The sequence below is a fragment of the Thiohalobacter sp. genome (assembly GCF_027000115.1).
Taxonomy (GTDB): Bacteria; Pseudomonadota; Gammaproteobacteria; order Thiohalobacterales; family Thiohalobacteraceae; genus JALTON01.
Map to the genome: position 1 here is coordinate 22,504 of NZ_JALTON010000038.1, position 26,050 is coordinate 48,553.

Annotated in this window: 25 protein-coding genes; 14 read left to right on the forward strand and 11 right to left on the reverse strand. The window is 68.3% G+C overall.

The window, feature by feature from the left end:
• Positions 1 to 4: 4 nt before the first annotated feature.
• Together MVF76_RS06275 and MVF76_RS06280 are read right to left on the reverse strand one after the other, a co-directional pair.
• Entirely contained in the window at positions 5 to 2,761 is a 2,757-nt protein-coding gene (locus MVF76_RS06275) for a putative bifunctional diguanylate cyclase/phosphodiesterase (protein ID WP_297527945.1), read from the reverse strand.
• 19 nt (positions 2,762 to 2,780) lie between these two features.
• Positions 2,781 to 3,467, reverse strand: a complete 687-nt coding sequence (locus MVF76_RS06280; protein ID WP_297527946.1) for a carboxypeptidase regulatory-like domain-containing protein — start codon at positions 3,465 to 3,467, stop codon at positions 2,781 to 2,783.
• 114 nt (positions 3,468 to 3,581) lie between these two features.
• Here MVF76_RS06280 and MVF76_RS06285 point away from each other — a divergent pair, with 114 nt between their 5' ends.
• The 3 genes from MVF76_RS06285 to MVF76_RS06295 all read left to right on the forward strand — a co-directional run bounded on the left by MVF76_RS06285 (position 3,582) and on the right by MVF76_RS06295 (position 7,716).
• Positions 3,582 to 3,953 (forward strand): nucleotide pyrophosphohydrolase, encoded by a 372-nt coding sequence (locus MVF76_RS06285; RefSeq protein WP_297527947.1) that lies wholly within the window; start codon positions 3,582 to 3,584, stop codon positions 3,951 to 3,953.
• 152 nt (positions 3,954 to 4,105) lie between these two features.
• Positions 4,106 to 4,849 carry a GGDEF domain-containing protein gene (locus MVF76_RS06290; RefSeq protein WP_297527948.1) on the forward strand — a complete coding sequence of 248 codons (744 nt, stop codon included), beginning with the start codon at positions 4,106 to 4,108 and terminating at the stop codon, positions 4,847 to 4,849.
• An 11-nt stretch (positions 4,850 to 4,860) separates the two neighbouring features.
• Complete coding sequence (locus MVF76_RS06295) at positions 4,861 to 7,716, forward strand: class I adenylate cyclase (RefSeq protein ID WP_297527949.1); 2,856 nt, start codon at positions 4,861 to 4,863, stop codon at positions 7,714 to 7,716.
• A 453-nt stretch (positions 7,717 to 8,169) separates the two neighbouring features.
• On the opposite strand, the gene MVF76_RS06300 is transcribed toward MVF76_RS06295, so the two are convergent.
• From MVF76_RS06300 to MVF76_RS06310, 3 genes are all read right to left on the reverse strand, one after another.
• Entirely contained in the window at positions 8,170 to 8,622 is a 453-nt protein-coding gene (locus MVF76_RS06300; protein ID WP_297527950.1) for a DUF302 domain-containing protein, read from the reverse strand.
• Positions 8,619 to 9,653 carry a c-type cytochrome gene (locus tag MVF76_RS06305; RefSeq protein WP_297527951.1) on the reverse strand — a complete coding sequence of 345 codons (1,035 nt, stop codon included), beginning with the start codon at positions 9,651 to 9,653 and terminating at the stop codon, positions 8,619 to 8,621. The genes MVF76_RS06300 and MVF76_RS06305 overlap by 4 nt, the downstream gene beginning before the upstream one ends.
• 63 nt (positions 9,654 to 9,716) lie before the next feature.
• Positions 9,717 to 10,385: an alpha/beta hydrolase gene (locus MVF76_RS06310; RefSeq protein WP_297527952.1), complete on the reverse strand. Its 669-nt coding sequence runs from the start codon at positions 10,383 to 10,385 to the stop codon at positions 9,717 to 9,719.
• Positions 10,386 to 10,485: 100 nt separating this feature from the next.
• Between MVF76_RS06310 and lptM the strand changes: the two genes are divergently transcribed.
• The 11 genes from lptM to ubiB all read left to right on the forward strand — a co-directional run bounded on the left by lptM (position 10,486) and on the right by ubiB (position 20,116).
• A complete protein-coding gene (lptM, locus tag MVF76_RS06315) occupies positions 10,486 to 10,602 on the forward strand; it encodes an LPS translocon maturation chaperone LptM (protein WP_297527953.1) in 117 nt (38 codons plus the stop codon).
• A 3-nt stretch (positions 10,603 to 10,605) separates the two neighbouring features.
• Positions 10,606 to 11,853 (forward strand): diaminopimelate decarboxylase, encoded by a 1,248-nt coding sequence (lysA, locus tag MVF76_RS06320; RefSeq protein WP_297527954.1) that lies wholly within the window; start codon positions 10,606 to 10,608, stop codon positions 11,851 to 11,853.
• Positions 11,854 to 12,079: 226 nt separating this feature from the next.
• Complete coding sequence (gene dapF / locus MVF76_RS06325) at positions 12,080 to 12,910, forward strand: diaminopimelate epimerase (protein WP_297527955.1); 831 nt, start codon at positions 12,080 to 12,082, stop codon at positions 12,908 to 12,910.
• Positions 12,907 to 13,641: a DUF484 family protein gene (locus tag MVF76_RS06330; protein WP_297527956.1), complete on the forward strand. Its 735-nt coding sequence runs from the start codon at positions 12,907 to 12,909 to the stop codon at positions 13,639 to 13,641. Before dapF ends, MVF76_RS06330 begins: the two co-directional genes overlap by 4 nt.
• A gap of 10 nt (positions 13,642 to 13,651) precedes the next feature.
• Complete coding sequence (gene xerC, locus MVF76_RS06335) at positions 13,652 to 14,563, forward strand: tyrosine recombinase XerC (protein ID WP_297527957.1); 912 nt, start codon at positions 13,652 to 13,654, stop codon at positions 14,561 to 14,563.
• A 167-nt stretch (positions 14,564 to 14,730) separates the two neighbouring features.
• On the forward strand, positions 14,731 to 15,279 hold the full coding sequence (gene hslV / locus MVF76_RS06340; protein ID WP_297527969.1) for an ATP-dependent protease subunit HslV: 549 nt from the start codon (positions 14,731 to 14,733) through the stop codon (positions 15,277 to 15,279).
• Entirely contained in the window at positions 15,279 to 16,616 is a 1,338-nt protein-coding gene (gene hslU / locus MVF76_RS06345; RefSeq protein WP_297527958.1) for an ATP-dependent protease ATPase subunit HslU, read from the forward strand. The genes hslV and hslU overlap by 1 nt, the downstream gene beginning before the upstream one ends.
• Positions 16,617 to 16,677: 61 nt before the next feature.
• Complete coding sequence (locus MVF76_RS06350) at positions 16,678 to 17,052, forward strand: DUF971 domain-containing protein (protein ID WP_297527959.1); 375 nt, start codon at positions 16,678 to 16,680, stop codon at positions 17,050 to 17,052.
• Positions 17,053 to 17,071: 19 nt separating this feature from the next.
• Positions 17,072 to 17,818 (forward strand): bifunctional demethylmenaquinone methyltransferase/2-methoxy-6-polyprenyl-1,4-benzoquinol methylase UbiE, encoded by a 747-nt coding sequence (gene ubiE / locus MVF76_RS06355; RefSeq protein ID WP_297527960.1) that lies wholly within the window; start codon positions 17,072 to 17,074, stop codon positions 17,816 to 17,818.
• A gap of 19 nt (positions 17,819 to 17,837) precedes the next feature.
• On the forward strand, positions 17,838 to 18,461 hold the full coding sequence (locus MVF76_RS06360; protein WP_297527961.1) for a ubiquinone biosynthesis accessory factor UbiJ: 624 nt from the start codon (positions 17,838 to 17,840) through the stop codon (positions 18,459 to 18,461).
• Entirely contained in the window at positions 18,461 to 20,116 is a 1,656-nt protein-coding gene (gene ubiB / locus MVF76_RS06365) for a ubiquinone biosynthesis regulatory protein kinase UbiB (RefSeq protein WP_297527962.1), read from the forward strand. The genes MVF76_RS06360 and ubiB overlap by 1 nt, the downstream gene beginning before the upstream one ends.
• A gap of 130 nt (positions 20,117 to 20,246) precedes the next feature.
• On the opposite strand, the gene MVF76_RS06370 is transcribed toward ubiB, so the two are convergent.
• The 6 genes from MVF76_RS06370 to MVF76_RS06395 form a co-directional block, all read right to left on the reverse strand.
• Positions 20,247 to 20,993, reverse strand: a complete 747-nt coding sequence (locus MVF76_RS06370) for a hypothetical protein (RefSeq protein WP_297527963.1) — start codon at positions 20,991 to 20,993, stop codon at positions 20,247 to 20,249.
• A gap of 366 nt (positions 20,994 to 21,359) precedes the next feature.
• Complete coding sequence (locus tag MVF76_RS06375) at positions 21,360 to 22,349, reverse strand: TIGR00341 family protein (protein ID WP_297527964.1); 990 nt, start codon at positions 22,347 to 22,349, stop codon at positions 21,360 to 21,362.
• Positions 22,350 to 22,358: 9 nt separating this feature from the next.
• Positions 22,359 to 22,913, reverse strand: coding sequence for a DJ-1 family glyoxalase III (locus MVF76_RS06380; RefSeq protein WP_297527965.1), 555 nt, complete (start codon positions 22,911 to 22,913; stop codon positions 22,359 to 22,361).
• The gene (locus MVF76_RS06385) at positions 22,889 to 23,707 is read right to left on the reverse strand and encodes a divergent polysaccharide deacetylase family protein (RefSeq protein ID WP_297527966.1); all 819 of its coding nucleotides are present in this window, start codon (positions 23,705 to 23,707) and stop codon (positions 22,889 to 22,891) included. The genes MVF76_RS06380 and MVF76_RS06385 overlap by 25 nt, the downstream gene beginning before the upstream one ends.
• Positions 23,704 to 25,023: a S41 family peptidase gene (locus MVF76_RS06390; protein WP_297527967.1), complete on the reverse strand. Its 1,320-nt coding sequence runs from the start codon at positions 25,021 to 25,023 to the stop codon at positions 23,704 to 23,706. Before MVF76_RS06390 ends, MVF76_RS06385 begins: the two co-directional genes overlap by 4 nt.
• Positions 25,024 to 25,160: 137 nt before the next feature.
• Positions 25,161 to 26,050, reverse strand: an 890-nt coding sequence (locus MVF76_RS06395; RefSeq protein ID WP_297527968.1) for a murein hydrolase activator EnvC family protein, incomplete at its 5' end; no start/stop codon positions are given.

The following is a 26,050-nucleotide window of genomic DNA, read 5'->3' on the forward strand; positions in this document are numbered from 1 at the left end:
TGCCTCAGCCGGCCGCGACCTGCGGCCCGGAGAGATTCGGGATCCTGAGCTTGTCGCGCTCGATGTGCGGCTGCGGCCGACCGACGAAATACCCCTGCACATAGTCCACGCCGATGCGGCGCAGCAGCGCGAAGGCCTCGGCCGACTCCACATATTCGGCAATGGTGCGGATGCCCAGTCCGCGCGCCACGTCGACCAGCGCCTTCACGAACAGCCGATCCTCGCGGTTGCGGGTGATGTCGCGAATGAAGCTGCCGTCGATCTTGAGGATGTCGACCTTCAGGTTCTTCAGATAGGAGAAGGAGGAGAAGCCGACCCCGAAGTCGTCCAGCGAGATCCGGCAGCCGAGCTGTCGCACCCGGGCGATGAACTCGACGGCTCGGCTCATGTTCTCGCAGGCCGCGGTCTCGGTTACCTCAAAGGTGATACGCGAGGGATCCACGCCGCTGTCGCCCAGTGTCTCGCGGATGAAATCGAGCATGGCCTCGTCACCCACCGAAAGGCCGGACAGGTTGATGGAAATTCCCACGGACGCCATGTCCGCGGGCAACCCGGCCAGATAGGCAACCGCCTTCCGCATGATGATGCGATCCACCTGTCCGATCAGCCCGAACTGCTCGGCCGCCGGGATGAAGTTGCCCGGCATCAGGCTGTTGCCGTCAGTGTCGCGGATGCGCACCAGGGTCTCGAAATGGTGCACCTGGCCGTCGACCACGCCAGCGATGGGCTGGAACACCAGCTCGAAGAGTTCGTGGTCGATGGCCTCCAGCACCTTGTTCTTCCACGCCAGCTGCGAGCCCATGCGCTCGCGGGCGGTGTCTGCCTCGCTGTAGACCTGAATGCGGTTGCGGCCTCCGTCCTTGGCGGCATACATGGCGGTATCGGCCATGGCCATGAGTTCCACCGCCTGGCCGCCCTGGTCCGGGAAGAACACCAGGCCGACAGAAGCGGTGACATTGATGGTCTGGCCGCCATGAATGGGGCGGCATTCGTTCACGGCATCGAGCACCTGGCGCGCCTTGAGCAGCGCCTGCTCGCGATCCATCTCGGGAAAGGCCATGGCGAACTCGTCACCGCTGACGCGGGCCACCAGGTCCTCCTTGCGCGACAAGCGGTTCAGCACCCCGGCCACCTGGACGATGATCTCGTCACCCACGGCATGGCCGGCGGCATCGTTGATCAGCTTCAGGTGGTCGAGGTCGATCAGCAGCAGCGCACCGCGGGTACCGCGCGACTGGCTGCGACGGATCTCGTGGGCGAGATCGATGAGGAAGCGGCGACGATTGGCCAGGCCGGTCATCTGGTCCTGGTTGGCCAGCACGGTCAGCCGTTCCTCGTCCTGCTTGGCCTTGGAAATATCGCTGGCGGTGCCGCGGTAGCCGCGGAAGTGCCCGCCTTCCAGCACCGGCATGCCGTTCAGGCGCAGGTGGCGCCGGCTGCCGTCGATCAGGGTCAGGGTCAGCTCCAGATCGCGGAAGGGATAGTAGCGCTCGCGGTCGGGGCACAGCCGTGCCATGACGTCGCTCATGTCGTCGCGCACGAAGATCTCGTCCAGCCGCCGGCCGATGAACTCGTCGGGACGCATACCCATGGTGGTGGTGATGCTCGACGACACATAGACGAAGCGGCACTCGGCGTCGGTTTCCCACAACCAGTCCGAGGAACTCTCGGCGAAGTCGTGGAAACGCTGGCGGTTGCGTTCCAGTTCCGCCTGCGAGGCACCCAGGTTGTCGAGCATGAGGTTGAAGGCCTGGGCGAGCTGGCCCAGCTCGTCGCGGCGATGGATGTTGACCTTGTGATTGAGGTCGCCCGAGGCGATCTGGCGCGTGGCCTTCACCAGCGCCAGCACCGGGCGGGTGAGCGTGGCACCGCTGACCGCCACGCCGAACACGCCCGCGACCACCAGAATGACGGCCGAGAACAGCAGTGCGCGCTTGCCCAGCGCCTCGTAGGGGGCCCAGTAGTGGGCAGCGGGGTGTGCCAGCAGCAGATGGGCCGCGGTGGTTTCGCCGTCACCCGCCAGCACCCTGAACACATGACCGATGTAGCGCTCGCCGCCGGCGAGGAACGCCAGCGGCCGGCGGTCGTTGCCGCCATAGCTGAGCTCGGCAAACGGGGTCTCGGGTGTCGGCAGGGTGCTGCCCAGCACCGCCTGGCCATGGAACAGGGCCACATCGGCGGATACCAGTTCCTTGAGCCGGGCCACCGCCGGCTGGCCGACCTCCTCGCCCAGCAACAGCACGCCGATGGGCGTGCCGTCGGGCGCCTGGATGGGCGTGGCGGCCAGACGCAGGAAGGTATCGAAGATGAGCGCATTGCCGAAGGCAGCATCGGCACCGCCCAGCACCCGCTGCACCAGCTCGTCCAGTGGCCGCGAGGCCAGCACCTGGGGCGAGGTGAAGTGGGGCTTGCGACCTTCTGCGACGACATTGCCACCACCGGCATCCAGGTAGATGGCGAGCAGGTCGATGCCGGGGCGCGGAAACAGGTCTTCCAGCATGCTGCGCACGGTAGCGGCATCGCCGGTGATGGCCGCAGCCATCAGCGCCGGCTCGCGGCCGATGCCGCGGGCGGTGCTGACCATGCGGTCGAAGGCGGTCTTCTGCGCCTCCACGAACACGCCGTGGGCACGCTGTATGTCCTGATCGATCATCTGCCCGACATGGCGCTGGATGAGCAGGTACCCGGACACGGCCACGCCGATCATCACCGCCAGCAGCAGCAGGACGACGAAGAGGGTGTTTTTCTGGCCGAGCTTCATGTGTGCCGTGATGTCCCTGTCAGTAACCGGGCCGTGCCGGGTAGAGCTGTTCCACGGCGACCACCGGCAAGCCCGCCGGTCCCCGCCGTTGCAACATGCGCCGCTGCAGGACGATGGCCAGGGGCGGCGGCGCCGTCATCGCCAGGGCGTCGATCTCGCGGGTCTCGGCGCCGGGCGCGGCGATGCGCAGCTTCCACTGTCCGGGCCGCAACCCCCTGAACTCGAACCGCCCACCGGGCTCCAGCAGCCGGGTTTCGCCGCTCTCGAGCACGTCGATGCGGGCATGGTTGCGGCTGTGTATGCGGCAAAACAGGTGATAGATGCCGGGATGCGCCAGCGGTCGGCTGAGCTCTGCCGCCAGGCCGTCCCGCTGGGGAGGTGCCAGCCGGATCTCGGTGTCCTCGGGCTCCCAGAACAGCAGGTGATGCACCGGATCCTCGTTGCGGAAACGGATGCGGTCACCGCGCTGGACGACCAGATAGGCGGGCTGGAAGCGGCCGTCCACGACCCGCAACAGATGCTCGCGCGACGCCGCCGACGTCACGGGTCCGTCGGGTCCGGCGAGCAGGGTGACGCCGATGCGCGGGTCGGCCAGACGCGGCGCGACGCCCTCGTGGCTGGCCCAGTCCACGCGACCGCGGATCTCGGCCGCCTGGATGGCACTCCATGCAAACAACAGCCCCAGCGCCCATGCCCGGTGTGGCATCCCGCTCCTCGCTTTCCCTGATATCATCAGAACGGTTAACGGCCGCCCCATGACCTTTCTTGATGCGGGCGCCGGATCAAGGGACCCCCATCGGACCGGCCAGAAGAGTCTTCCATGAAACCCGGCGACGCACCTGTTCGCGACTCGCTCGAAGGCCTGCGCCAGCGACTGCGCGCCTTCGCCGACGCCCGTGACTGGGAACAGTTCCACTCACCGAAGAACCTGAGTATGGCGCTGATCGCCGAGGCGGCCGAGCTTGTCGAGCATTTTCAGTGGCTTGACCAGGAAGCCAGCCGCAAGCTGCCGGCGGAAAAACTGGCCGAGGTGCGCCTGGAACTGGCCGACATACTTATTTATTTGGTGCGCACCGCCGACCAGCTCGGCGTGGACCTGATTGCCGCGGCCGAAGACAAGATCGCGCTCAACGAGCAACGCTATCCGGTGGATCTCGTACGCGGCCGGGCCGGCCGGGCCGAGGACTTCTGAAACGGCTGCATATCCGCCATCATCCACAGCCCCGGGCGCAACATGCGGGCTAAAGGCCCACCCCAGGCCCGTCGCTATCCTCCCTGTAAACCCGTTTCCGCCGTCGGTCGCCCCGCGTCCGGCGCGTCCACCCGTGCAAGGAGCCTCATGCCATGAAGGATGCACTGACCCCCGAACAGTGGCAGGCACTGTTCGAAACCCTGCCCGACCCGGTACTGGTCACGGGCGAGGACCTGGAGATCCTGGCCGCCAATCCGGCCGCGCGATCGCTGCTGTCCGACTCGGCGCACCAGCTCACCCCCGGCCACCCCATGCTGCAGGCTGCGCAATCCGGCAGCACCTGGGAATGGCGCGATGCCGGCGGCGAACTGCGGCCGTTCGAGGTCACGACCCGGCCCCTGCCCGGCGGCCTGCGCGCCCTGCTGTTGCGCGACACCAGTGATCAGGCCCGTCTGCGGGAGGAACTGGCCGCGCAGACCCTCAAGGACCCGCTCACCGGCCTGCTCAGTCTGCGTGGCCTGATCGTTGCCCTGGAACCCCAGGTTTCGCGCAGCCGCCGCTACGACAGTCCGCTGTCCGCCGTCGCCCTGCGACTGGACGGAATCGCCGAGGAACCGGCCCTGCTGGCCATCAGCCGCCTGTTGCGGGACAAGCTGCGCTGGGCCGACCTGGTGGCGCGCATCGAGGAAGACACCTTCATCGCGGTCCTGCCGGAGACCCGCCTGGGCGATGCCCGCCGGCTGATCGAGAAACTCCACGCCGAACTCGGCGTCTGCTGCAGCGAGCTGGCACTGCGGGTACAGTTCGGCGTGGTCGAGTGGTCGCGCGCCGACAGCGCCCAGACCCTGGTGCGCCGCGCCACCGACGCCGCGAGTCCCCAGGCCGCGGCCTCCTGAGCCGGAGCCCCGTGGCCACCCTGCTCAAGCACCCGCGTCCGGCCGTCGAACTCGACGGCGTGCAACTGCGCACCGTCAAGCGCCGCTTCATGGCGATCAACGCCGATCGCCTGAAGCGGGTGCAGCTGAGCCTGCGTGACCGCCAGAAGCTGTTCCTGGAACTGTTGCCGCTGCTGTTCCACGTCAACCATCCCATGCTGCCCGGCTACCTGAGCAGCAAGGCACCCTGCGGGGTGGCGGAATACAAGCCGTCCAAGCGCACACTGAGCGCCGCCAAGCGCCTGGCCAAGAGCCTCAGCTACACCCATCGTCCCGGGCAGGCATGCGACATCCTTGCCCTATACCTGATGGGTTCGAGCGGCACCATCGCCTACTCCAGCCGCAGCGACTTCGATATCTGGGTCTGCATCCGGCCCGACCTGCCGGCCGAGGCGCAGACCCAGCTTGCGCGCAAGGCCGAGGGCATCGAATCCTGGGCCGCCAGCCTGGGACTGGAAGTGCACTTCTTCCTGATGAACGACGAGGCCTTCCGCGCCGGCGAGGTGGCCTCGCTGTCCACCGAGAGCAGCGGCAGTGCCCAGCACCATCTGCTGCTCGACGAGTTCTATCGCACGGCACTGCTGCTGGCGGGACGCTATCCGCTCTGGTGGCTGGTGCCACCGGAATACGAGGGGGACTACGACCGCTATGCCGAGGAACTACGCCGACGCCGCTTCGTCAGCCCCAGGGAGACCGTGGACTTCGGCGGCATCGGCCACATGCCCGAAGGCGAATTCTTCGGCGCCGCCCTGTGGCAGCTCTACAAGGGCGTGTCCTCGCCCTACAAATCGGTACTCAAGATCCTGCTCATGGAAGCCTACGCGGACGAGTACCCGCACATCCGCATGCTCAGTACCCGCTACAAGGCGTCGGTGTACGAGGGCAAGGTGCACCTCGACGACCTGGACCCCTACATCCAGATGGTATCGCGGGTGGAAGAATACCTTCTGGAGAACGGCGAACTGGAACGCCTGGAACTCGCGCGACGCTGCTTTTATTTCAAGATATACGAGAAGATGAGCCTGCCGGATCGGCGCGGCAACATCAGCTGGCGACGCGAGCTGATGCGTGAACTGGTCACTGAATGGGGCTGGACCCAGCCACACCTGGTCATGCTGGACTCGCGCTCGGAATGGAAGATCGAGCGGGTCACGGAGGAGCGCCAGGCCCTGGTCGACGCCCTGGGCCGCAGCTATCGCGCCCTGTCCGACTTCGCCCGCAGCCACGCCGACCGCCAGGCCATCGATCCACGTGACCTGAATCTGCTCGGCCGTCGCCTCTATGCTGCCTTCGAGCGCAAGGCCGGCAAGGTGGACATCATCAATCCGGGCATCTCCGGCAATCTGCTGGAAGAGCGCCTGTCACTGCACCAGATCCGTGGCGAACAGGCCGGCTGGGCACTCTATCGCGGTACCCTGCGCTTTGGCGAGACCCTCGGCGAGCGCCCCATCAAGCGCAGCCACAGCCTGGTCGAGCTGCTGGCCTGGTGTCACTTCAACCAGATCAGCCGGCCCTACGGTTCCATGATCACCCTGCACCCCGAGGACTGCGATGTCAGCACCTGGGAACTGCGCTCGGTGATGGAATGTCTGCAGGACCTGTTTCCGGACGGACACCTCGACGAACCGGGCATGGAAGACCTGGCCCAGCCGGCCCGGGTCCGCCGCAATGCCCTGTTCATCAACCTCGGCATCGACCCCATGTCCAAGCTCACCCGCGAGGGCATGCAGCTGGTCAGCAGCCGCACCGATGCGCTGAGCTACGGCGGTCGCTGGGAAAACCTCGCCGTGGCCTTCGAGTTCATCATGGTCTCGAGCTGGCAGGAGGTGCTGACCTATCGCTACAGCGGCGCCGATGGCCTGCTGGACTGCCTGTGCGATTATCTGGCCTGGGCCCCGCTGTCATCCGGACAACGGCCGATCCCGGTCAACGGGTTCAGCTTCTCCTCCACCCGCGGCGGCCCCATCGCGCGCCGGGTCGAGGACGTGTTCCGCAATGTGATCGACTGGTACTACGGCAACGAGTGGGCGCAGACCGCACGCTACATCCTGCAGGTGGGCCACAGCTACTACGTTCTGCAACCCGAGAACGACGTGCCGCGCTATACGCGGCTCAAGAACCAGCGCGCGCTGCTCAACCACCTGGGCCAGCCGCAGGAGGGCTTCAGCCCGGTGCGGGTGGACGACGCCACCCTGCAGGACACGCCGCTGGCGCTGATCTATTCGGCCAACGAGCCGTGCAAGGTCCAGCTGTTCTACAAGGTCGAGGGTGACAAGGCACAGGTCTACGTGCTGGACGAGCACGGTTCGCTGTTCCACCAGAAGGTTGCCTATCACGATGCGCTGACCCTGCTGACCCAGTTTCAGCGCTTTCTGGATCACGTCGAACAGCGCCGCGCCGACCTCACCCGCGAATTCGGCATGGGTGACACCCATTACGAGGCAGAGTACTTCCAGATCGTGCAGCGACCGGGCAGCCCGATGCGGCTGGAACGGCAGAATCTCAGCCCCTTCAAGCAGTCGCGCAGCTACTTCGGCGTGCAGGTGATCGGCGACGTGCGCGAGCACAACCGCACGGTATTCACCATGTACTGCAACGATCGGGAGTTCTCGTCACTCGAATATGGCGAGGCGCTGTTCGAGGAAGTGGCGCGCCACGTGCTCAGCCACCGCGCCGGCGGCCAGACCTACCCCATCTATATCACCGACATCGACCTCGCCCGCAACCTGATCGGCGCCGAGGCCATTCGCGGCCTGCAGACGGTGCACTTCCTGAACTACAAGAAACGCATCGAGCAGCGACTCAACGAGGCGCTGGCCCGGCTGTAACTTTCGTGAACGGCGACCGACGGGTTTTGGCCACGGCAGGTGGATATTGTGTAGCCCGGATGCAGGCCCGCAGGGCCGGAATCCGGGTCAGCACCGCTCCCGGATTCCGCTCACGCTCCATCCGGGCTACCTGTCTGTAACCTTGATCAGACCTGGTAGGATGGGCAAAGGAGCGCAGCGACGTGCCCATCAGCATCCCCTGACCATCATGATGGGCACGGCCCTTCGGGCCTTTGCCCATCCTACAATTTCACAGGACTTCCATGTTCAGACAATTGTGAGACGACCAATATTTGGTTGCCGGGTTAATAATCAGTGGCTTCCACAAGGGAACGCAGAGAGCGCAGAGACACGGAGGACACCGAAGGGCCATTCGCAAACCCGATGCACTCCCTGCCCTCTGCGTCTCTGCGGACTCGGCGTCAACAACTGCCGTGAACGAAAAGAGCAAACTCACTCCAGCTCGCGCAAGCGATCGAAGATGGCCTCGAAATCACGCGCCCACTGTTCGAACACGGGTACCAGGTCCTCGGCCGGATAGAAGCGCTCGAACTCGCGCGGATCGGCCGCGACCAGCAGGGTCTCGTCGGCCTCGGCGAAGATGGCGACCTTGAGCGGCAGATAGGGGATCAGCTCCGGGTGCCCGGCCGACAGCCGGCGCAACTGTTCCGGCTTGCCGAAGAACACCACCCGATACTTGTCGGTCTGGTAGCCGAAGGTTGTCAGGCCGACGTCGACCCGCTGCACCCGCGACAACTGATAGCCCCGTTCCCTGATCGCCTCCTGCAGGGCCAGCATGGTCTCCGCGAAAGGCTGCGGCGAACGCGTCATCATCAGCTCGCTGGCAGCGAGCGCACCCGCGGCCAGCATCAGGATGCCGGCGAGGATCAGGCGCAACAGATTCACAGTGTCGCCTCCTCCAGGATGTCGACATACACCTGGTGCATCTGCTCGCAGGCCTCGTCGAGGTTGTGGTTGTTGAACAGCCGGCTCAGGCGCTTGGGATTGATGGACATCACCTTCACCACGCCCTTGTCCTCCACCACCGTCACCCGGCAGGGCAGGAACAGCCCCACCCGGGGGTCCAGCTTCATGGCATCGTAGAGGAAATTGAAGTTGCAGAAGTAGACGATGACCTGCTTCGGGTTCTGCTCGCCCTCCGGGAACAGCCCATGCTCGAGCAACTGGGTGCGGATGATGCGGAAGTTCTTGCCGATCACCGCCCGCTTCACCGCCTCCACCGTCTCCTCGACGCTGTAGGGCGATTCGTAGACCATGACCGCCGGTTCCTCCCGAGCCGGCCCGGCCGCACGGGGTGCCTGCTCGAAGCTGCGCACGAAGGCGACCAGATCGTCGATGTCCCGCTCGCTCAGGCCCCGATCCAGGAAGGACGCCATGGGCGTGCCCTCGCGGCCCTTCATCAAGGTGGCCTTGATCATGGCGTCGCTGGCAGCCTTGAGGAAGCCGGGATTGTTCAGCGCCGGAGCGATGATGGGCAGGTCGCGGGGCCGGGAGAAGGTGACCCCGGTGCCCTTGCCGCCCTCGCCGTTGGCCCCGTGGCAGGCCGCGCAGTGCTGCGCGAACAGCGCACGGCCGTGCTCGACGTCGCCGCGGATGCGCTGCTGCGAGAACCGGGGGCGCTCGACCTTCGCAAAGCCGCGGACATGTTCCACGATGGCGCGCACTTCCTCGTCGCTCAGCCGGGTGAAGGCCGGCATCACCCGGCCGGGTCGGCCGTGGCGGATGGTCTGTTCGAGATAGTGATCGGAAACGCTCTCCTGAAAGGCGGGCAGGGCCAGCGGCACGCCGACGCCGCCGTTGCCGGCACGACCATGGCAGACGGCGCAGTTGCGGGCATAGAGCTGCGCACCGTTCGGGGCCGCGACGACCCCGCCGGTCAGCACCATGAGCAACGCAAACAGAAATAGTCTGGGCATGTCGCCTTCCTCGTCCTGGGCTCCAAGTATGGTAGCCCGGCGCCGGTGTGACGTTGACGTGCGTCAATCTGCGGCCAGATGGCGTGCGATCCAGCCGCGGATGTCGGCGATTTCGTCCGGACAGACCGCGTGCGCCATGCGGTAGCGGTGGAACTCGACAGCGACGCCGAGCGCGCGCAGCCTGGCGACGCCCTGTTCGGCCAGCGCCGGCGGAACGATGGTGTCCTCGCTGCCATGGGCCTGGAATACCGGCGTGGCGGTCTGCACCCGCCCGGGCTCCAGGCGCTGCGGCAGGGGAAGATAGGTGGACAGCGCCAGCACCCCGCCCAGCGGCTCGGCGCGTTCCAGTGCCAGTTGCAGGGCGATGGCCCCGCCCTGGGAAAAGCCTGCCAGCAGGATGCGCGCGGCCGGGATGCCTGCCGCCTGCTCGGCGGCGACCAGCGCCTCGACCCGGGCCATCGAATCGAGGATGCCGGCCTCGTCGACGGCGCGGGTCAGGTCGGGCAGGCGGATGTCGTACCAGCCACGCATCCGCATGCCGCCGTTGATGGTCACCGGCCGCACCGGGGCATGAGGCAGGATTACACGCACCCCGCCCTCGACAATGCCCAGTTCCGGGATCAGGGGCTCGAAGTCGTGCCCGTCCGCCCCCAGCCCATGCAGCCAGACGAGACTGGCCTGCGCGGGGCCTTCGGGTTCGATGACGATGCGTTCCAGGGGTTCGCCGTTCATGCCCGCCAGTATGCCGCAAGTGGCGCGGGATGCGTTGTGTCCGGCGGCGATTTTGCGCTATGGTCGGCGTCCGTTTCCGCTACCGCCGTCGAGGCCCGCCATGGCATCTGCCCCGCTGCGCCTGTTGCTCGTGCTGCTCACGCTGCTCGCCCTCTCGGGCTGCGGCCAGAAGGGCGACCTGTACCTGCCGGATCGCGACGCCCCCGCCGGATCCTGAGCCGTGGACCACTTCGACTACCGAGACGGGCGGCTGCACGCCGAGTCGGTGCCGCTGGAGGCGATCGCCGAGCGTTTCGGCACGCCCTGCTACGTCTATTCCCGGGCGACGCTGGAGGCCCACTGGCAGGCCTTCGACCGCGCGCTGGGCGCGCATCCCCATCTCATCTGCTACGCGGTCAAGGCCAACTCCAACCTCGCGGTGCTAAGCTTGCTGGCACGGCTGGGCTCGGGCTTCGACATCGTCTCGGTGGGCGAGCTGGAACGGGTGCTGGCCGCCGGCGGCGAGCCCTCGCGGGTGGTCTTCTCCGGGGTCGGCAAGCGCGCCGACGAGATGCGTCGCGCGCTGGAGGCCGGGATCCACTGTTTCAATGTGGAATCGACGCCGGAACTGGAGCGGCTGGAAGCGGTCGCGGCCGAGTGCGGCCGGGTAGCACCGGTGTCGCTGCGGGTGAACCCCGACGTCGACGCCGGGACCCATCCCTACATCTCCACCGGGCTCAAGGAGAACAAGTTCGGCATCGACATCGAGCAGGCAGCCGAGGTCTACCGCCGGGCCGCGGCCAGCCCGCACCTGGCGGTGCGCGGCATCGACTGCCACATCGGCTCACAGCTCACCCGGGTGGAACCCTTCGTCGATGCGCTGGATCGGGTGCTGGTGCTGGTCGATCGCCTCGCCGACGAGGGCATCGCCATCGAACACCTGGACATCGGTGGCGGCCTCGGCATCCGCTATCGCGACGAGACGCCCCCGCTGCCGGCGGACTATGTCCGGCCGTTGCTGGAACGGCTGGGCGACCGCCGCCTGACCCTGCTGCTGGAACCGGGCCGCGCCATCGCCGGCAACGCCGGCGTGCTGCTCACCCGGGTCGAGTACCTGAAGGAAACGCCGCACCGCAATTTTGCCATTGTCGATGCGGCCATGAACGACCTGCTGCGCCCGGCGCTGTACGGCGCCTGGCAGGAGATCGTGCCGGTGGCACCGCGCGAGGCCGAGCCCCGCATCTGGGACATCGTCGGCCCGGTGTGCGAGACCGGCGACTTCCTCGGCAAGGATCGCAGCCTGGCCCTGGCGGCGGGCGACCTGCTCGCGGTGCGCTCCGCCGGCGCCTACGGCTTCACCATGAGCTCCAACTACAACTCCCGGCCGCGCGCCGCCGAGATCATGGTCGACGGCGACCAGGCCCACTGCGTCCGCGCCCGCGAGACCCTCGAGGACCTCTGGCGCGGCGAGGCGCTGCTGCCCGGCTGATCCTCCGGAACCGCACCGGCGGTATGCGGGCCAATGGCCACGGGATCCACTGAACCCACGGAAGGTTGATCGGGCCCGTTCGGATCAGGGCCACCGGCACATGGCGCGCGTACAGTGGGTACCGTGGATCCCGTGGCCATGCCCGGCCCTGTCCGCAGCCCCCGCGCACCGCCGCGACCAGCCAGCCCCTTTGCATCCCGGCCGCGAGCGCTGCATCCTTCCCGCCATGAGACTCGAGTTCACCAAGATGCACGGCCTCGGCAACGACTTCGTGGTCATCGACGGCATCCACCAGACGGTGCCGACCGATGCCGCGACGCTGGCCCGGCTGGCCGATCGTCGCCGCGGCATCGGCTGCGACCAGATCCTGATCGTGGAGCCCCCGCGGGCGCCGGGCGCCGAATTCCGCTACCGCATCTTCAATGCCGACGGCGGCGAGGTGGAACAGTGCGGCAACGGCGCGCGCTGCTTCGCCCGCTTCGTGCGCGAGAAGGGGCTGACCGACCGCGATCGCTTCCCGGTGGAGACCCTGGCCGGGGTCATCGAACTGCGGGTGCGCGACGACGAACAGGTGGAAGTGGACATGGGCGTGCCGCGGCTGGAACCGGCCGAGATCCCGTTCGAGGCACCAGCGCGCGCGCCGCGCTATGCGCTGGAAGTGGCGGGCGAGACGCTGGAGGTCGGTGCGGTGTCCATGGGCAACCCCCATGCGGTGCTGGAAGTGGACGACGTCGACAGCGCGCCGGTGGCGCGGCTGGGACCGGCCATCGAGCATCACCCCCGCTTCCCCAGGCGCACCAATGTCGGTTTCATGCAGGTGGTCGCGCCCGACCACATCCGCCTGCGGGTGCACGAGCGCGGCGCCGGCGAGACCGAGGCCTGCGGCACGGGGGCCTGCGCCGCCATGGTGATTGGCCGGCTGTGGGGGCGGCTGGATCCCGAGGTCACCGTCAGCCTGCCCGGCGGCGATCTTGTGATAAGCTGGGCGGGCGAGGGCACGCCCGTCATCATGACCGGGCCCGCGGAGACGGTCTTCGAAGGCAGCATCGAGCTATGAGCACCCCCAGCGAACTCGACAACAAGGCAGCGGCCGGCGCCGAAGGTGCCGACGCCCCCGAGGCCGGCCAGGTCGCCGAGTATCTGCGCGCCCACCCCGACTTCTTCGACCGGCAGCCCGGCCTGCTCGCCGAGCTGCGCATCCCGCATGCCAGCGGCAAGGCGGTTTCGCTGATCGAACGCCAGGTGCAGGTGCTGCGCGACCAGAACCGCCAGTACAAGCGCAAGCTGATCGAGCTGGTGGAAATCGGCCGCGAAAACGACCAGCTCCACGCCAGCCTGTACCGCCTGACCATGGCGCTGATGCGCGCGTCCGGCCCCGAGGCGCACCTGCAGGCCCTGCACACCCACCTTGCTGACGATTTCCGCGCCGAGGCCATCGCCCTGCGGCTGGTGAATCCCCCGGCCGGGGCAGGCGACTGGATCGGCCCCTTCGGCCCGGAGGATCGCGAACGCGACTGCCTGGCCGGCCTGTTCAAGACCGGGCGGCCGCTGGTGGGGCGACTCAAGCCCGAACTGCTCGAATACCTGTTCGGCGAGCGGGCCGGCGCGCTGGGCTCGGCGGCACTGATCCCGCTGGGCGAGGATGCCCGCCAGGGCCTGCTCGCCATCGGCAAGACCGACCCGGACGGTTATCACCCCGGCATGGACGTGCAGTTCCTGACCCATCTCGGCGAACTGGTGGCCTGCGCGCTGGCGCCGGACTGCGGAGACGGCACCGGCGCCGCCTGAGGCCGCCACCATGGACTGGCCCGCCGCCATCGACGACTATCTCCGCTACCTGCGCGACGCCCGCCGTCTTTCCCCCCACACCCTGAAGGCCTATGGCCGCGACCTCGACGCCTTTCGTGTTCACTGCAGTGGCCGGGGCTTCGAGGATCCGTTGCGCGTCACCACGCCCGAGGTGCGACTGTTCGCGGCGGCCCTGCACCACCGCAACCTGGCGCCGAAGAGCATCCAGCGCCACCTGTCCGCGGTCCGCGGCCTCTATGACCATCTCGCCCGCGAGGGCCACCTGGCCAGCAATCCGGCCCGGGGCGTGCGTGCGCCGAAGGCCGAACGCCGGCTGCCGCAGACCCTGGACGTGGACCAGATGGCGCGGCTGCTGGACCGGCCGGCCGACGATCCCCTCGCGCTGCGCGACCTGGCCATGCTGGAACTGCTGTACGGCTGCGGCCTGCGCCTGGCCGAACTGGTGGGGCTGGACGTCGACGACATCAACAACGACCTGGTGCGGGTCACCGGCAAGGGCCGCAAGACCCGCGAGGTGCCGCTGGGCAGCAAGGCGCGGGCGGCGCTGGCGCGCTGGCGGCCGGAACGCGACCGGCTGGCCGGGGACGGCGAGCCGGCCCTGTTCGTCAGCCGGAAGGGGCGCCGGTTGAGCCCGCGCAGCGTGCAGGAGCGCCTGCGGCGCCAGGCGCTGGCCGCCGGCGTGCCGGGCCGCCCCCACCCGCACATGCTGCGCCACGCCTTTGCCAGTCACCTGCTGGAATCCTCCGGTGACCTGCGCGCGGTGCAGGAACTGCTCGGGCATGCGGACATCGGCACCACCCAGATCTATACCCACCTCGACTTCCAGCATCTGGCCGAGGTCTACGACCGGGCCCACCCGCGCGCCCGCCGCAAGGATTCCGAACCCGAAAAGGGGCAGTGACAGCGCGCCGCGGACGGCACGGAAGACACGGGCAGCCGCCCATTCGCCGCAGCGGCAACGGCCAACCCGATAGCGGGGAGGGGAAACGGGTCGGCCACGCCCCGGTCCCTCACTCCGCCCGCCCTTGGTGTACAATCGGTGCCCCCTTGAGCACGGATTTCCCCGCAGTGGATCAGTATCGCGGCACCACCATCGTTTCGGTCCGGCGCAACGGCCGCGTCGTCATCGGCGGCGACGGCCAGGTCAGCCTGGGCAACACGGTCATGAAGGGCAACGCGCGCAAGGTCCGGCGCCTGCACCAGGACCAGGTCCTGGCCGGGTTCGCCGGCGGCACCGCCGATGCCTTCACCCTGTTCGAGCGCTTCGAGGCCAAGCTCGACAAGCACCGCGGCAACCTGACCCGGGCCGCAGTGGAACTGGCCAAGGACTGGCGCACCGACCGCATGCTGCGCCGGCTGGAGGCCCTGCTGGCGGTCGCCGACCGCTCGGCCTCGCTGATCATCACCGGCAACGGCGACGTGGTGGAGCCGGAGGCGGGGCTGATCGCCATCGGCTCCGGCGGGCCCTATGCCCAGGCCGCGGCCCGCGCCCTGCTCGAGAACACCGAACTGGAAGCAGACACGATCGTGGAAAAAGCCCTCCATATCGCCGCAGATATCTGCATTTATACCAACCACAACCTGACCGTCGAGGTCCTGGACGAGGGTGCGGACTGATGTCGGAGATGACCCCGCGCGAGATCGTCCAGGAACTGGACAAGCACATCATCGGCCAGGCCGAGGCCAAGCGGGCGGTGGCCATCGCCCTGCGCAACCGCTGGCGGCGGATGCAGCTCGACGCCGAGCTGCAGAACGAGATCACGCCCAAGAACATCCTGATGATCGGCCCCACCGGCGTCGGCAAGACCGAGATCGCGCGCCGGCTGGCGCGGCTGGCGAACGCGCCCTTCATCAAGGTCGAGGCCACCAAGTTCACCGAAGTGGGCTATGTCGGCCGCGATGTGGAGTCGATCATCCGCGATCTTGTCGATGTGTCGCTCAAGATGATGCGCGAACAGGCGGTGGAAAAGGTCCGCCACCGGGCCGAGGAGGCCGCCGAGGAGCGCCTCCTCGATGCCCTGCTGCCGAAGCCGCGCAGCATCGGCTTCGGCGAGCCGGCGCCCTCGGCGCCCGAGGACTCCGAGACCCGCCAGAAGCTGCGCAAGCTGTTCCGCGAGGGCCGGTTGGACGACCGCGAGATCGAGATCGAGGTGTCCGGCAGCACGGTGGGGGTGGAGATCATGGCCCCGCCGGGCATGGAGGAAATGACCAGCCAGCTGCAGGGCCTGTTCCAGAATCTCGCCGGCAGCCGCACCAAACAGCGCAAGCTGCGGGTGCGCGAGGCCTTCCGCCTGCTGTGCGACGAGGAGGCGGCGAAGATGGTCAACGACGAGGAGCTCAAGACCCGCGCGGTGGAGGCCGTGGAGCAGAACGGCATCGTGTTCATCGACGAGATCGACAAGGTCACCCAGCGCTCGGAGACCAGCGGCGCCGACGTCTCCCGCGAGGGGGTGCAGCGCGACCTGCTGCCGCTGGTGGAGGGCAGTACCGTCACCACCAAGTACGGGATGGTGAAGACGGACCACATCCTGTTCATCGCCTCCGGTGCCTTCCACCTGTCCAAGCCCTCGGACCTGATCCCGGAACTGCAGGGGCGGCTGCCGATCCGGGTCGAGCTGGATGCACTGAGCGCGGAAGACTTCGTGCGCATCCTCACCGAACCGGATGCCTCGCTGACCCAGCAGTACGCCGCGCTGCTGGGGACCGAGGGCGTGCAGCTGGAGTTCACGCCCGACGGCATCGAGCGCATCGCCCAGTTCGCCTGGGAGGTAAACGAACGCACCGAGAACATCGGCGCACGGCGCCTGCACACGGTCATGGAACGACTGCTGGAAGATATCTCCTTCAGCGCCGCCGACCACGGCGGCGAAACCCTGACCATCGACGCCGCCTACGTGGACACCCATCTGCGCGACCTGGCCGGCGACGAGGACCTGAGCCGTTATATACTCTGACCGGCGCGGCAACGCCGGTCCCCGAACCCCAGGCACCCGAGTGCCAGCGAGGACAGACAGCATGAGCAAGGTACACCCCACCGAAATCAACATTCACACCCAGTCGCGAACGCTGGAAATCGCCTTCGACGACGGCGCCCGCTTCGTGCTGCCCGCCGAGTACCTGCGCGTGTACTCCCCTTCAGCGGAGGTGCAGGGCCACGGGCCGGGCCAGGGCGTGCTGCAGGTCGGCAAGGAAGACGTGAACATCGAGAACGCCGCGCCCGTGGGCAGCTACGGCATCCAGCTTTTCTTCGACGACAACCACAACACCGGCATCTACTCCTGGGAGACGCTCTACGACCTGGGCAAGAACTACGAAGCCTACTGGCAGGACTACCTGCGGCGGCTCGAAGAGGCCGGGCACAAGCGCCGCGATCCCAGCGAGATCATCTGACGCCACGGAGCCCCGGGCCATGAACGAGGACACCACCCACTTCGGCTTCCAGCAGGTCCCCCGGAGCGAGAAGCACAAGCGGGTGGCGGCGGTGTTCGAGTCGGTCGCCGACAAGTACGACGTCATGAACGACCTGATGTCGTTCGGCATCCACCGGCTGTGGAAGCGCTTCACCATCGAGATGAGCGGCGTGCGCCGCGGCCAGCGCGTGCTCGATCTGGCCGGCGGCACCGGCGACCTGGCGCGCCGCTTCGCGCAGCTGGTCGGCCGCGAAGGCGAGGTGGTACTGGCCGACATCAACGCCGCCATGCTCGCGCGCGGGCGGGAACGGCTGCTCGACGAAGGCATTGCCGGCAATGTCCACTACGTGCAGGCCAATGCCGAATGCCTGCCCTTCCCGGACAACCATTTCGACTGCATCACCATCGCCTTCGGCCTGCGCAACGTCACCGACAAGGACGCCGCCCTGCGCGCCATGTACCGGGTATTGCGACCGGGCGGGCGGCTGCTGGTGCTGGAATTCTCGCAGGTCACGCTGCCGGTGCTGCGCCCGCTGTACGACTTCTACTCCTTCAAGGCCCTGCCGCTGATGGGCCGGCTGGTGGCCAACGACGCCGACAGCTACCGCTACCTGGCCGAATCCATCCGCATGCACCCCGACCAGGAAACGCTCAAGGCGATGATGGCAGCGGCCGGTTTCGAGCGTTGCGAGTACTTCAATCTCAACGGCGGCATCGTCGCCCTGCATCGCGGGTACAAGCTGTGACCGGTCGCGCCGGGGACCGATGAAGGCGCCGACCCTGCTCACCGCGGCGGTGGAAACCGCCCTCGACCGGGCGCTCGCGCTGGACCCGGAAACCGCCGACCGGCTCGCCGGTCTCGAGGGGCGGGTGCTGGCGCTGGTGTTCGAGGGACCGGACCTGACCCTCTACCTGGTCCTCGGCCGGCGCATCCAGGTGCTGGGCGGTTACGAGGGCGAAGCCGATGCCACGATCCGCGGCACGCCGCTCTCGCTGGCGCGCCTGCCCTTCGAGCAGAAGGGACGCAGCCTGTTCGCGGGCGAGGTCCGACTGAGCGGCGACAGCGAGGTCGCGCATCGCTTCCAGGCCGCGCTCGAGGACCTGGACATCGACTGGGAGGCGCTGCTGGCCGGCGTGATCGGCGACCCCGCCGCGCACCAGATCGGGCGCGGCGCCCGCGGCCTCGGCCAGTGGCTGACGCAGGCGGCCGACACCCTGGCCGCCGACCTCGGCGAATACCTGCGCGAGGAATCCCGCCTGACCCCGGCGCGCATCGAGCTGGACAACCTGTTCACGGACATCGATCGGGTACGCAGCGACGCCGACCGCCTGGAGGCACGCATCCGCCGCCTCGAGACGCGGCTGCAGGCAGGGGGGGCGGCCGACTGATGCTGCGACCGGGCCAGCTGTGGCGTGTGCTGAATATCAACCGGGTGCTGGTCGCCAACGGCCTGGACGAGATCGTCTTCGCCACCCACCTGTTCCGCCCCATCCGTTTCCTGCTCTACCTGGCGCCCTGGAACTGGCTGCCGCGCAAATACCCGCCGCGCGGCGTGCGCATCCGCCGCGCGCTGGAGCAGCTCGGCCCCATCTTCGTCAAGTTCGGCCAGATCCTGTCCACCCGCCGCGACCTGCTGCCCGACGACATTGCCGATGAACTGGCCCAGCTCCAGGACCGGGTGCCGCCCTTCCCCGGCGATCAGGCCCGGCGGCTGATCGAGAAGTCGCTGGGGCGCCCGGTGCAGGCGGTGTTCGCGGCCTTCGACGAGACGCCGCTGGCCTCGGCCTCCATCGCCCAGGTGCATGCCGCGCGCCTGCACGACGGCCGCGAGGTGGTGGTCAAGGTGGTGCGGCCCAACATCAAGCCGGTCATCCGCCGCGACGTGTCGCTGCTGTACTATGTCGCGCAGCTGGCGGAACGCTATTCGGCGGAGGCACGGCGCCTGCACCCGGTCGACATCGTCGCCGAATTCGAGACCACCATCCTCGACGAACTGGACCTGTTGCGCGAGGCGGCCAATGCCTCCCAGCTCCGCCGCAACTTCGCCGATTCCGATCTGCTGTACGTGCCCGAGGTGCACTGGCCGCTGTGCCGCCGCAATGTCATGGTGGCCGAACGCATCCACGGCATCCCGGTCAGCGACATCGATGCGCTGCGCGCCGCCGGCATCGACCTGGAACAGCTCGCGGCGCGTGGCGTGGAGATCTTCTTCACCCAGGTCTTCCGCCACAACTTCTTCCACGCCGACATGCACCCCGGGAACATCTTTGTGTCGCCGCAGGGCCAGTACATGGCGGTGGACTTCGGCATCATGGGCACCCTCAGCCCCGAGGACCAGCGCTACCTGGCGGAGAACTTCCTGGCCTTCTTCCGCCGCGACTATCGCCGGGTCGCGGAACTGCACGTGGCATCCGGCTGGGTGCCGGCCGGCACCCGGGTGGACGAGTTCGAGTCCGCCATCCGCACCGTGTGCGAGCCCATCTTCGAACGCCCGCTGAAGGACATCTCCTTCGGCCAGCTGCTGCTGCGGCTGTTCCAGACCGCGCGCCGCTTCCACATGGAGGTGCAGCCGCAGCTGGTGCTGCTGCAGAAGACGCTGCTGGCCATCGAGGGGCTGGGCCGCCAGCTCTACCCCGACCTCGACCTCTGGCGCACCGCCAAGCCCTTCCTCGAACGGTGGATGAGCGAGCAGCTGGGCGCGCGCGCCTTCGCCGGCCGCATCCGCCGCGCCCTGCCGGAATGGGGCGAGACCCTGCCCGAGGTGCCGCAGCTGGTGCACGAGGCCCTGACCCGGATCAACGAGGGCCGGCTGACGCTGAACTGGCAGTCACGGGAACTGACCGAACTGCGCCGCGACCTGCGGCGCACCAACCGTCGCACCGTCGGCGCCATCGTCGGCAGCGCGCTGGTCGTCTCCGGCGCGCTGGTCTACGGCCTGGACGGCTACCAGCCGCTGGTCATCGCCGGCGCGCCGCTGCTCACCTGGCTGCTGGGACTGTTCGGCGCCGGCCTCCTGCTGCGGGTGTGGTTCGACGAGCCCTGAGGTTCCACTTGGCGGGGCAACGCCGAGGGCGCGGAGGAGACACGGCGTACACCGAGCTGTCATGGAAAGGCAACGCCGGCGCTGAGGCCGGCGTTTGCGTGCTGGCGAAACCTGTCGTTCAGTGGGTCGTTCAGCGGCGGCGGGCGAGGCCCGCGAGGCCCAGCAGGCCGCTGCCGAACAGCCACAGGGCCGCGGGCAGGGGGACGGGCGTCACCGACAGGCTGGCGATCTTGAAGCGATCGTTGTCATAGAGGTTTCCGTAGTCGAGCCGCCCCCCGAACAGCAGCGCGTTGCCCGCGCCTCCGCCCAGGTTGATGGTGACCGGGCCGTAGCCGGGCGTGTTCGAGACATTGGTCGGGCTGCCGAACACCGAGGTGCCCGCCAGCAGGTCGGCCGGGCTCAGACCAACGAGGTCGGTACTGGTGATATCCGCCACCCAGAAGGTCACATCCCGATCCCAGTAGCCATAGGGATCGATGACGATGCTGTCGAACCGGACCGGACCGTCGAAGGCAAAGAGCACCAGATCGTCATCGCCCACGTTGTCGATCTGATGCTGGGGATTGCCGCAGTCGGTGCCTTCGCTCTTGTTGCAGGCGCCGAGGCCGGTGGTATAGCGGATGATCTGGCCCTCGTCGATCAGACTGTTGGCATTCTGCGGCACGCCGGTGGTACCCCAGGCCGTGACGGTCAGATCACCGTAGTCGAGGGCATTGCCGAAGCCGCTGCCGATCGCGGTCGGCGTCGGGCCGTTGCTGGTGAAGTCATAGGTGGTTGTTGCGGTTGCAGCGCTGGCCGCGACGGTCAGCGCCGGCGCAACAAGAAGACGGGCGCACCAGCGCACCCCTCGGGACACTGCGTGCCTTGTTGGTGTCATCGTTCCCTCTCCCTGATCCCGTCCAGGGGATCCCGGCGACCGGGGCCATGGCCACCCGTTACCGGAAACCGTCCGGCTCCATGCGGTCGGGTTTCTCCCGAGGCCCCTGATTTGAGTGGTGCGCCGGGACGAACCCGGCGCGCCTTTGTTGTACTCCTCCGCCCTCCAATGAAGCAACATCCGGGCCAGATACGCTTTTCCCTGGTAAAACAGGACCCTGGATTCAGCCAACCCTGGCCATGGCAACGGCACTGTCAGATCCGCCGACACCGCCCGGTTCGTGCGGTTCACTGCAGCACCTTGAAGTGACTGGGAAAACGCCAGGTCTGCTGCGGCAGGCCCACCTGTAAGGCGAGCCGACAACCCTCAGGCGGCGACCCGTCCGTAGAGCACCACCAGTACCAGCAGCAGGCCGAACAGCACCAGCCAGAGGAGGGTATAGACGCGGGTGGACTGGCGGGCGGCGGCGCGCTCGTACCAGGTGCGTGGCCGCACGCCCTTGGCCAGGAACACCAGCTTGGCAGCAAGGATGACACAGACGATATTGACCGCGAGCAGCAGACCGGCACCCATGGCCGGCCGCCACTGGCCGCTGCCCGCGAGCATGCCCATGGTGGCGGTGGGCGGGAGCAGGGCGACGGCGACCATCACGCCCACCAGGGCCGAGGACAGGCCCGTGGTCAGCGACAGCACCGCGGCCGCGCCCGAGGCCAGTGCCAGCGCCACGCCGGCGAGATCGACACCGGTGCGGGAGGCGAGTTCACGGGACGCGAGATCGACCGGCCACAGCAGGCCGATCAGCAGCGACACCGCCAGTGCCAGGCCGAGCCCCGCGACGCCGGTGAGGAAGGCCTGGCCGAGCAGCTTGCGGTCACCGAGCGAGGTGGCGAAGGCCAGCGCGATGTTGGGGCCGAGCAGCGGCGCGATGACCATGGCGCCCACCACGACGGCGACATTGTCCTCGGCCAGGCCGATGGCTGCGACCAGGGTGGAGAGCAGGACCAGCAGCAGGTAATTGCTGTCCAGCCGTGCCCCGCGCTCGATCTGGGCATAGAGTTCCTCCCGGGTGGCCCGGGTGGCCTTGCGGCGCTCGTCCTCGGGTTCGGGGGCCGGCGGGCGTGGCAGCACCGCGTCCACCGGCAGCAGCAGGATGCGGGTCCCGGCGCTGGAACCGAGCAGGGCCTGGAGCCGGTCGAGCACCGCCTGGCGATGAGCGTCATCGACCAGCAGATGGAAGGTCTGGCGTCCGGCCTCGTCCTCGGCCCCGCACCAGACGTCGACCACGCCCTGCTCGGGCCCCAGGCTGGTGAGGGTGTCGGCGTGACCGGCCTCGGCGACCACCTCGAACAGGCGCATGGGCCGGATTCAGACCGGGCGCTGAAGGGGCGCCTCGACCTCGCGGCGCCGGTCCGGCCCGGCCAGGGCCTCGATCAGCGCCAGCGCGAAGTCCATGGCCGTGCCCGGTCCGCGCGAGGTGATCACCCGGCCGTCCTGGACCACGGCCCGCGTTTCGTAGCTGAGACCCGGCACACCGGCGTTGTCCAGCACACCGGGAAAGCTGGTGGCGTGGCGGTTGTCCAGCAGGCCGGCGCTGGCCAGCACCTTGGGCGCGGCGCAGATGGCAGCGACGTAGCGGCCGCCTTCCGCAGTGCGCCGCAGCAGCTCGTGGATGCGCGGATCGGCATTGAGATGGTCGGCGCCGGGCAGGCCGCCGGGCAGCACCATCATGTCGAAGTCGCGATCCATGACCGCGTCCAGCGGGATGTCGGTGAGGATGACGGTGCCGCGCGAGCCGCGCACCGGGCCCTCGTGCAGGCCGGCAACGACGACCTCGATGCCGGCGCGGCGCAGCAGATCGATGACGGTGACGGCCTCGAGTTCCTCGAAGCCCTCGGCTAGCGGGACAAGGACAGTCGCCATGCGGAATCCCTCGCGTACTGCTGTTCGACCAGACGGGTGATGGGCACCAATTCTACGCCTTCCCGGCGCAGCCGGGGCAAGCGGGATTCCAGCACCTGGAGCGTGGCCGGGTAGGGGTGGCCGATGGCGACGGCCGCGCCCTGCCGCCGCGCGAGCGCGAGCAGGTGATCGAACTGGGCATTGATGGCCTCGACATCCGGGGTGTTGTCCAGGAACACGTCGCGCGACAGGCTGGGGATGCCCTGCTCGAAGGCGAGCTGGCGGGCCACGGTATGCAGGGTGGTGCGGCTGTCGATGAAGAACAGGCCCCCACGCTCGCGCAGGGCCTCCATCAGCCACAGCATGTGGCCGGGGTGCCGGGTGAGCAGGCTGCCCATGTGATTGTTGACCCCCTGGACATGCGGCACCCGGGCCAGGTCCTCGGCCAGCGTGGCCTCGAACTGGCGCCGGGTCATGTGCAGGGTGAGGCCGCCGGCATCGAGCCTGCGCTGTTCCATGGACTGCATGGGCAGGTGCAGCATCACCACCTGACCGCGGCGGTGGGCCAGTCGCGCGAGCGCCGGGGAATGCGGCGCGCGCGGCAGGAAGGCGCAGGCCACCGGTCCCGGCAGGCTCGCGGCGCGCCGCCCCTGGGCCTCGCTGCGGCCGAGATCGTCGATGATGATGGCGATCCGCGGCACGCCATCGGCCTGCGGCCGCTGGCCGCGGTGGGGCAGTCCGGAGCCGGCCAGGGCCAGCGACAGGGGCAAGGTCAGCAGCAGCCAGGCCCAGCGGGCGAGGCGCGGTGCCTTCACCGCATGCGCTCCGCCTGGATGGCCAGACCCTTGAGCAGGTTCAGGGCCTCGTAGAGCTGGTAGTCGCTCTGCGCCAGCCGGGCCTGGGCGGGCTCGTCACCCTCCCTGGTCTTTTGCTTGCGCTTGCCCTTGTCCTTGCCGTTGCCGTTTTCGAGATGGCGTGACAGGTCGGCTTCCTTGATGGGCTCGAAGCCGGTTTCGACCTTCGCCACGCGCACGTTCTCCAGCTCGATGTCGGGCACGATGCCCTCGGCCTGGATGGAACGCCCGGAGGGCGTGTAGTAGCGCGCCGTGGTGAGCTTGACCGCGGCGCCATTGGACAGCGGCACGATGGTCTGCACCGAGCCCTTGCCGAAGGTCCGGTTGCCGACGATGATCGCGCGGTGATGATCCTGCAGCGCGCCGGCCACGATCTCGGAGGCCGAGGCCGAGCCCTGGTTGACCAGCACCACCAGCGGCGCGCCGTCGAGCACATCATCGGGCGTGGCATTGAAGCGCAGCCGCGAATCGGCCACACGGCCCTCCGTGTAGACGATCAGGCCCTTGTCGAGGAAGGCGTCGGAAACCGAGACGGCACCGTTGAGCACCCCACCCGGGTTGTTGCGCAAATCGAGCACCAGGCCCTTGAGCTCGCCCTTCTGCTTGAGCCGGTCCACGGCCTCGACCAAGCTGTCGGCCGTGTTGGCCTGGAACTGCGAGATGCGGACATAGCCGAAACCGTCCTCGAGCATGCGCGACTTGACGCTTTTCACCTTGATGATGGCGCGGGTGATGGTGATCTTGAGCGGCTTCTCCTCGCCCTCGCGGACGAGGGTCAGGGTGATGTCGGTGCCCGGCTTGCCGCGCATGATCTTGACCGCCTCGGACAGGCTCATGCCCTTCACCGGCGTGTCGTCGAGGCGGATGATGAGGTCACCGGCCTGCACGCCGGCGCGCTGTGCGGGCGTGTCGTCGATGGGGGCAATGACCTTGACGAAGCCGTCCTCCATGCCGACCTCGATGCCCAGACCGCCGAACTCGCCGGTGGTGCCGACCTGCAGTTCGCGGAACTGCTCGGGGTCGAGATAGGCGGAATGCGGGTCGAGTCCCGAGAGCATGCCGCGAATGGCATTCTCGAGCAGCGTCCTGTCGTCCACCGGCTCGACATAGTCGCTCTTGATGCGCGCGAACACGTCGGTGAAGCCGCGCAGCTCTTCCAGCGGCAGGGTCGCCGTGGCCGTGCCGCGATCCGCGAACACCCCCTGACCGATACTGATGGCGAGCCCCAGTACAGCGCCGGTAAACAGCAGAATCGTCTTTTCCGTGCGTGGTTTCATTCTCGTCCAGCCATGGCCGTTCCGCGGCCTTGTCGTGTGATGATGGTCAGGCGGGCATAACGGCCTGTTGTGCCGGCCCTTTTGCCCCCGTCAGGCATGCGCCAGACCTTAGCACAGCAGGCCGGGTGCAGGAAGTTTCAGCGCGCGGCCTGCAAGGCCACCGGCCTCCCCGCACACCACTTGAGCGGGTTGACCGGCTTGCCGTTGCGGCGCAGCTCGAAGTACACGCCGGGTTGCTCCGCGCCGCCGGTATCCCCGGCGCCGGCGATGACCTCGCCCGCTGCCACCCAGTCTCCCGGCGCGCGGTACAGGGCCTGGTTGTGACCGTACAGGCTCATGTACCCGTCACCGTGGTCGAGGATGAGCAGCAGGCCGAAGCCGCGCAGCCAGTCGGCGAAGGCCACACGCCCCGGCGCCACGGCGCGCACCTCGGTGCCCTCCGGTGCCGCGATCAGCACCCCGCGCCAGGTGAGGCCGCCGACGCCCCGCGATTGTCCGAAACGGGCCGCGATCCGCCCGGGAGACGGCCAGGGGAGCCGGCCGCGCAGGCTGGCGAAATCCAGACCACCGGCGGCCGCCTCGGCCTCGTCGAGGGCGCGCCGCAGATCTTTCAGCAGACGCTGCAGCCGCTGCTCGTCCCGGGTCAGCCGGTCCAGGCGCCGGCCCTGGTCGCGCAAGGCATCGCGCACCCGCATCAGCAGCGCGGCGCGCTCGGCGCGGCGCGCTTCCAGCTCGTTCAGGGTGACGGCGCGCGCCTTGCGGTTGTCCTCCAGCCGGGCAAGCGTTGCCGAAATGTCGGCCTCGAGCGTGTGCAGACGCTGCAGCAGCGCGTCGACCTCGCGGATGCGCTCGGCACGGACCCGGTTCAGGTAATCGAAGTAGACCAGGGTTCGACCGAGGCGCTGCGGATCCTCCTGACTGAGCAGCAGCTTGATCCGGGCCTGGCGGCCGAGAACGTAGGCGCTCCGCACCTGCTCGCGCAGGGCCACGGTCTGACGGTCCAGTTGTGCCCGGGCCTCGGCCCGGG

Excerpts from the sequence above, each read along its gene's own strand:
- MVF76_RS06310 (WP_297527952.1), bottom strand. The coding sequence starts at position 10,385 with ATGAACGGCGAACCCCTGGAACGCATCGTCATCGAACCCGAAGGCCCC.
- MVF76_RS06380 (WP_297527965.1), bottom strand. The coding sequence starts at position 22,913 with ATGGCGACTGTCCTTGTCCCGCTAGCCGAGGGCTTCGAGGAACTCGAG.
- MVF76_RS06305 (WP_297527951.1), bottom strand. The coding sequence starts at position 9,653 with ATGCCCAGACTATTTCTGTTTGCGTTGCTCATGGTGCTGACCGGCGGG.
- MVF76_RS06390 (WP_297527967.1), bottom strand. The coding sequence starts at position 25,023 with ATGAAACCACGCACGGAAAAGACGATTCTGCTGTTTACCGGCGCTGTA.
- MVF76_RS06275 (WP_297527945.1), bottom strand. The coding sequence starts at position 2,761 with ATGAAGCTCGGCCAGAAAAACACCCTCTTCGTCGTCCTGCTGCTGCTG.
- xerC (WP_297527957.1), top strand. The coding sequence starts at position 13,652 with ATGGACTGGCCCGCCGCCATCGACGACTATCTCCGCTACCTGCGCGAC.
- hslU (WP_297527958.1), top strand. The coding sequence starts at position 15,279 with ATGTCGGAGATGACCCCGCGCGAGATCGTCCAGGAACTGGACAAGCAC.
- MVF76_RS06280 (WP_297527946.1), bottom strand. The coding sequence starts at position 3,467 with ATGCCACACCGGGCATGGGCGCTGGGGCTGTTGTTTGCATGGAGTGCC.
- ubiB (WP_297527962.1), top strand. The coding sequence starts at position 18,461 with ATGCTGCGACCGGGCCAGCTGTGGCGTGTGCTGAATATCAACCGGGTG.
- lptM (WP_297527953.1), top strand. The coding sequence starts at position 10,486 with ATGGCATCTGCCCCGCTGCGCCTGTTGCTCGTGCTGCTCACGCTGCTC.
- MVF76_RS06350 (WP_297527959.1), top strand. The coding sequence starts at position 16,678 with ATGAGCAAGGTACACCCCACCGAAATCAACATTCACACCCAGTCGCGA.
- MVF76_RS06285 (WP_297527947.1), top strand. The coding sequence starts at position 3,582 with ATGAAACCCGGCGACGCACCTGTTCGCGACTCGCTCGAAGGCCTGCGC.
- MVF76_RS06330 (WP_297527956.1), top strand. The coding sequence starts at position 12,907 with ATGAGCACCCCCAGCGAACTCGACAACAAGGCAGCGGCCGGCGCCGAA.
- MVF76_RS06290 (WP_297527948.1), top strand. The coding sequence starts at position 4,106 with ATGAAGGATGCACTGACCCCCGAACAGTGGCAGGCACTGTTCGAAACC.
- dapF (WP_297527955.1), top strand. The coding sequence starts at position 12,080 with ATGAGACTCGAGTTCACCAAGATGCACGGCCTCGGCAACGACTTCGTG.
- MVF76_RS06370 (WP_297527963.1), bottom strand. The coding sequence starts at position 20,993 with ATGACACCAACAAGGCACGCAGTGTCCCGAGGGGTGCGCTGGTGCGCC.
- ubiE (WP_297527960.1), top strand. The coding sequence starts at position 17,072 with ATGAACGAGGACACCACCCACTTCGGCTTCCAGCAGGTCCCCCGGAGC.
- MVF76_RS06360 (WP_297527961.1), top strand. The coding sequence starts at position 17,838 with ATGAAGGCGCCGACCCTGCTCACCGCGGCGGTGGAAACCGCCCTCGAC.
- MVF76_RS06375 (WP_297527964.1), bottom strand. The coding sequence starts at position 22,349 with ATGCGCCTGTTCGAGGTGGTCGCCGAGGCCGGTCACGCCGACACCCTC.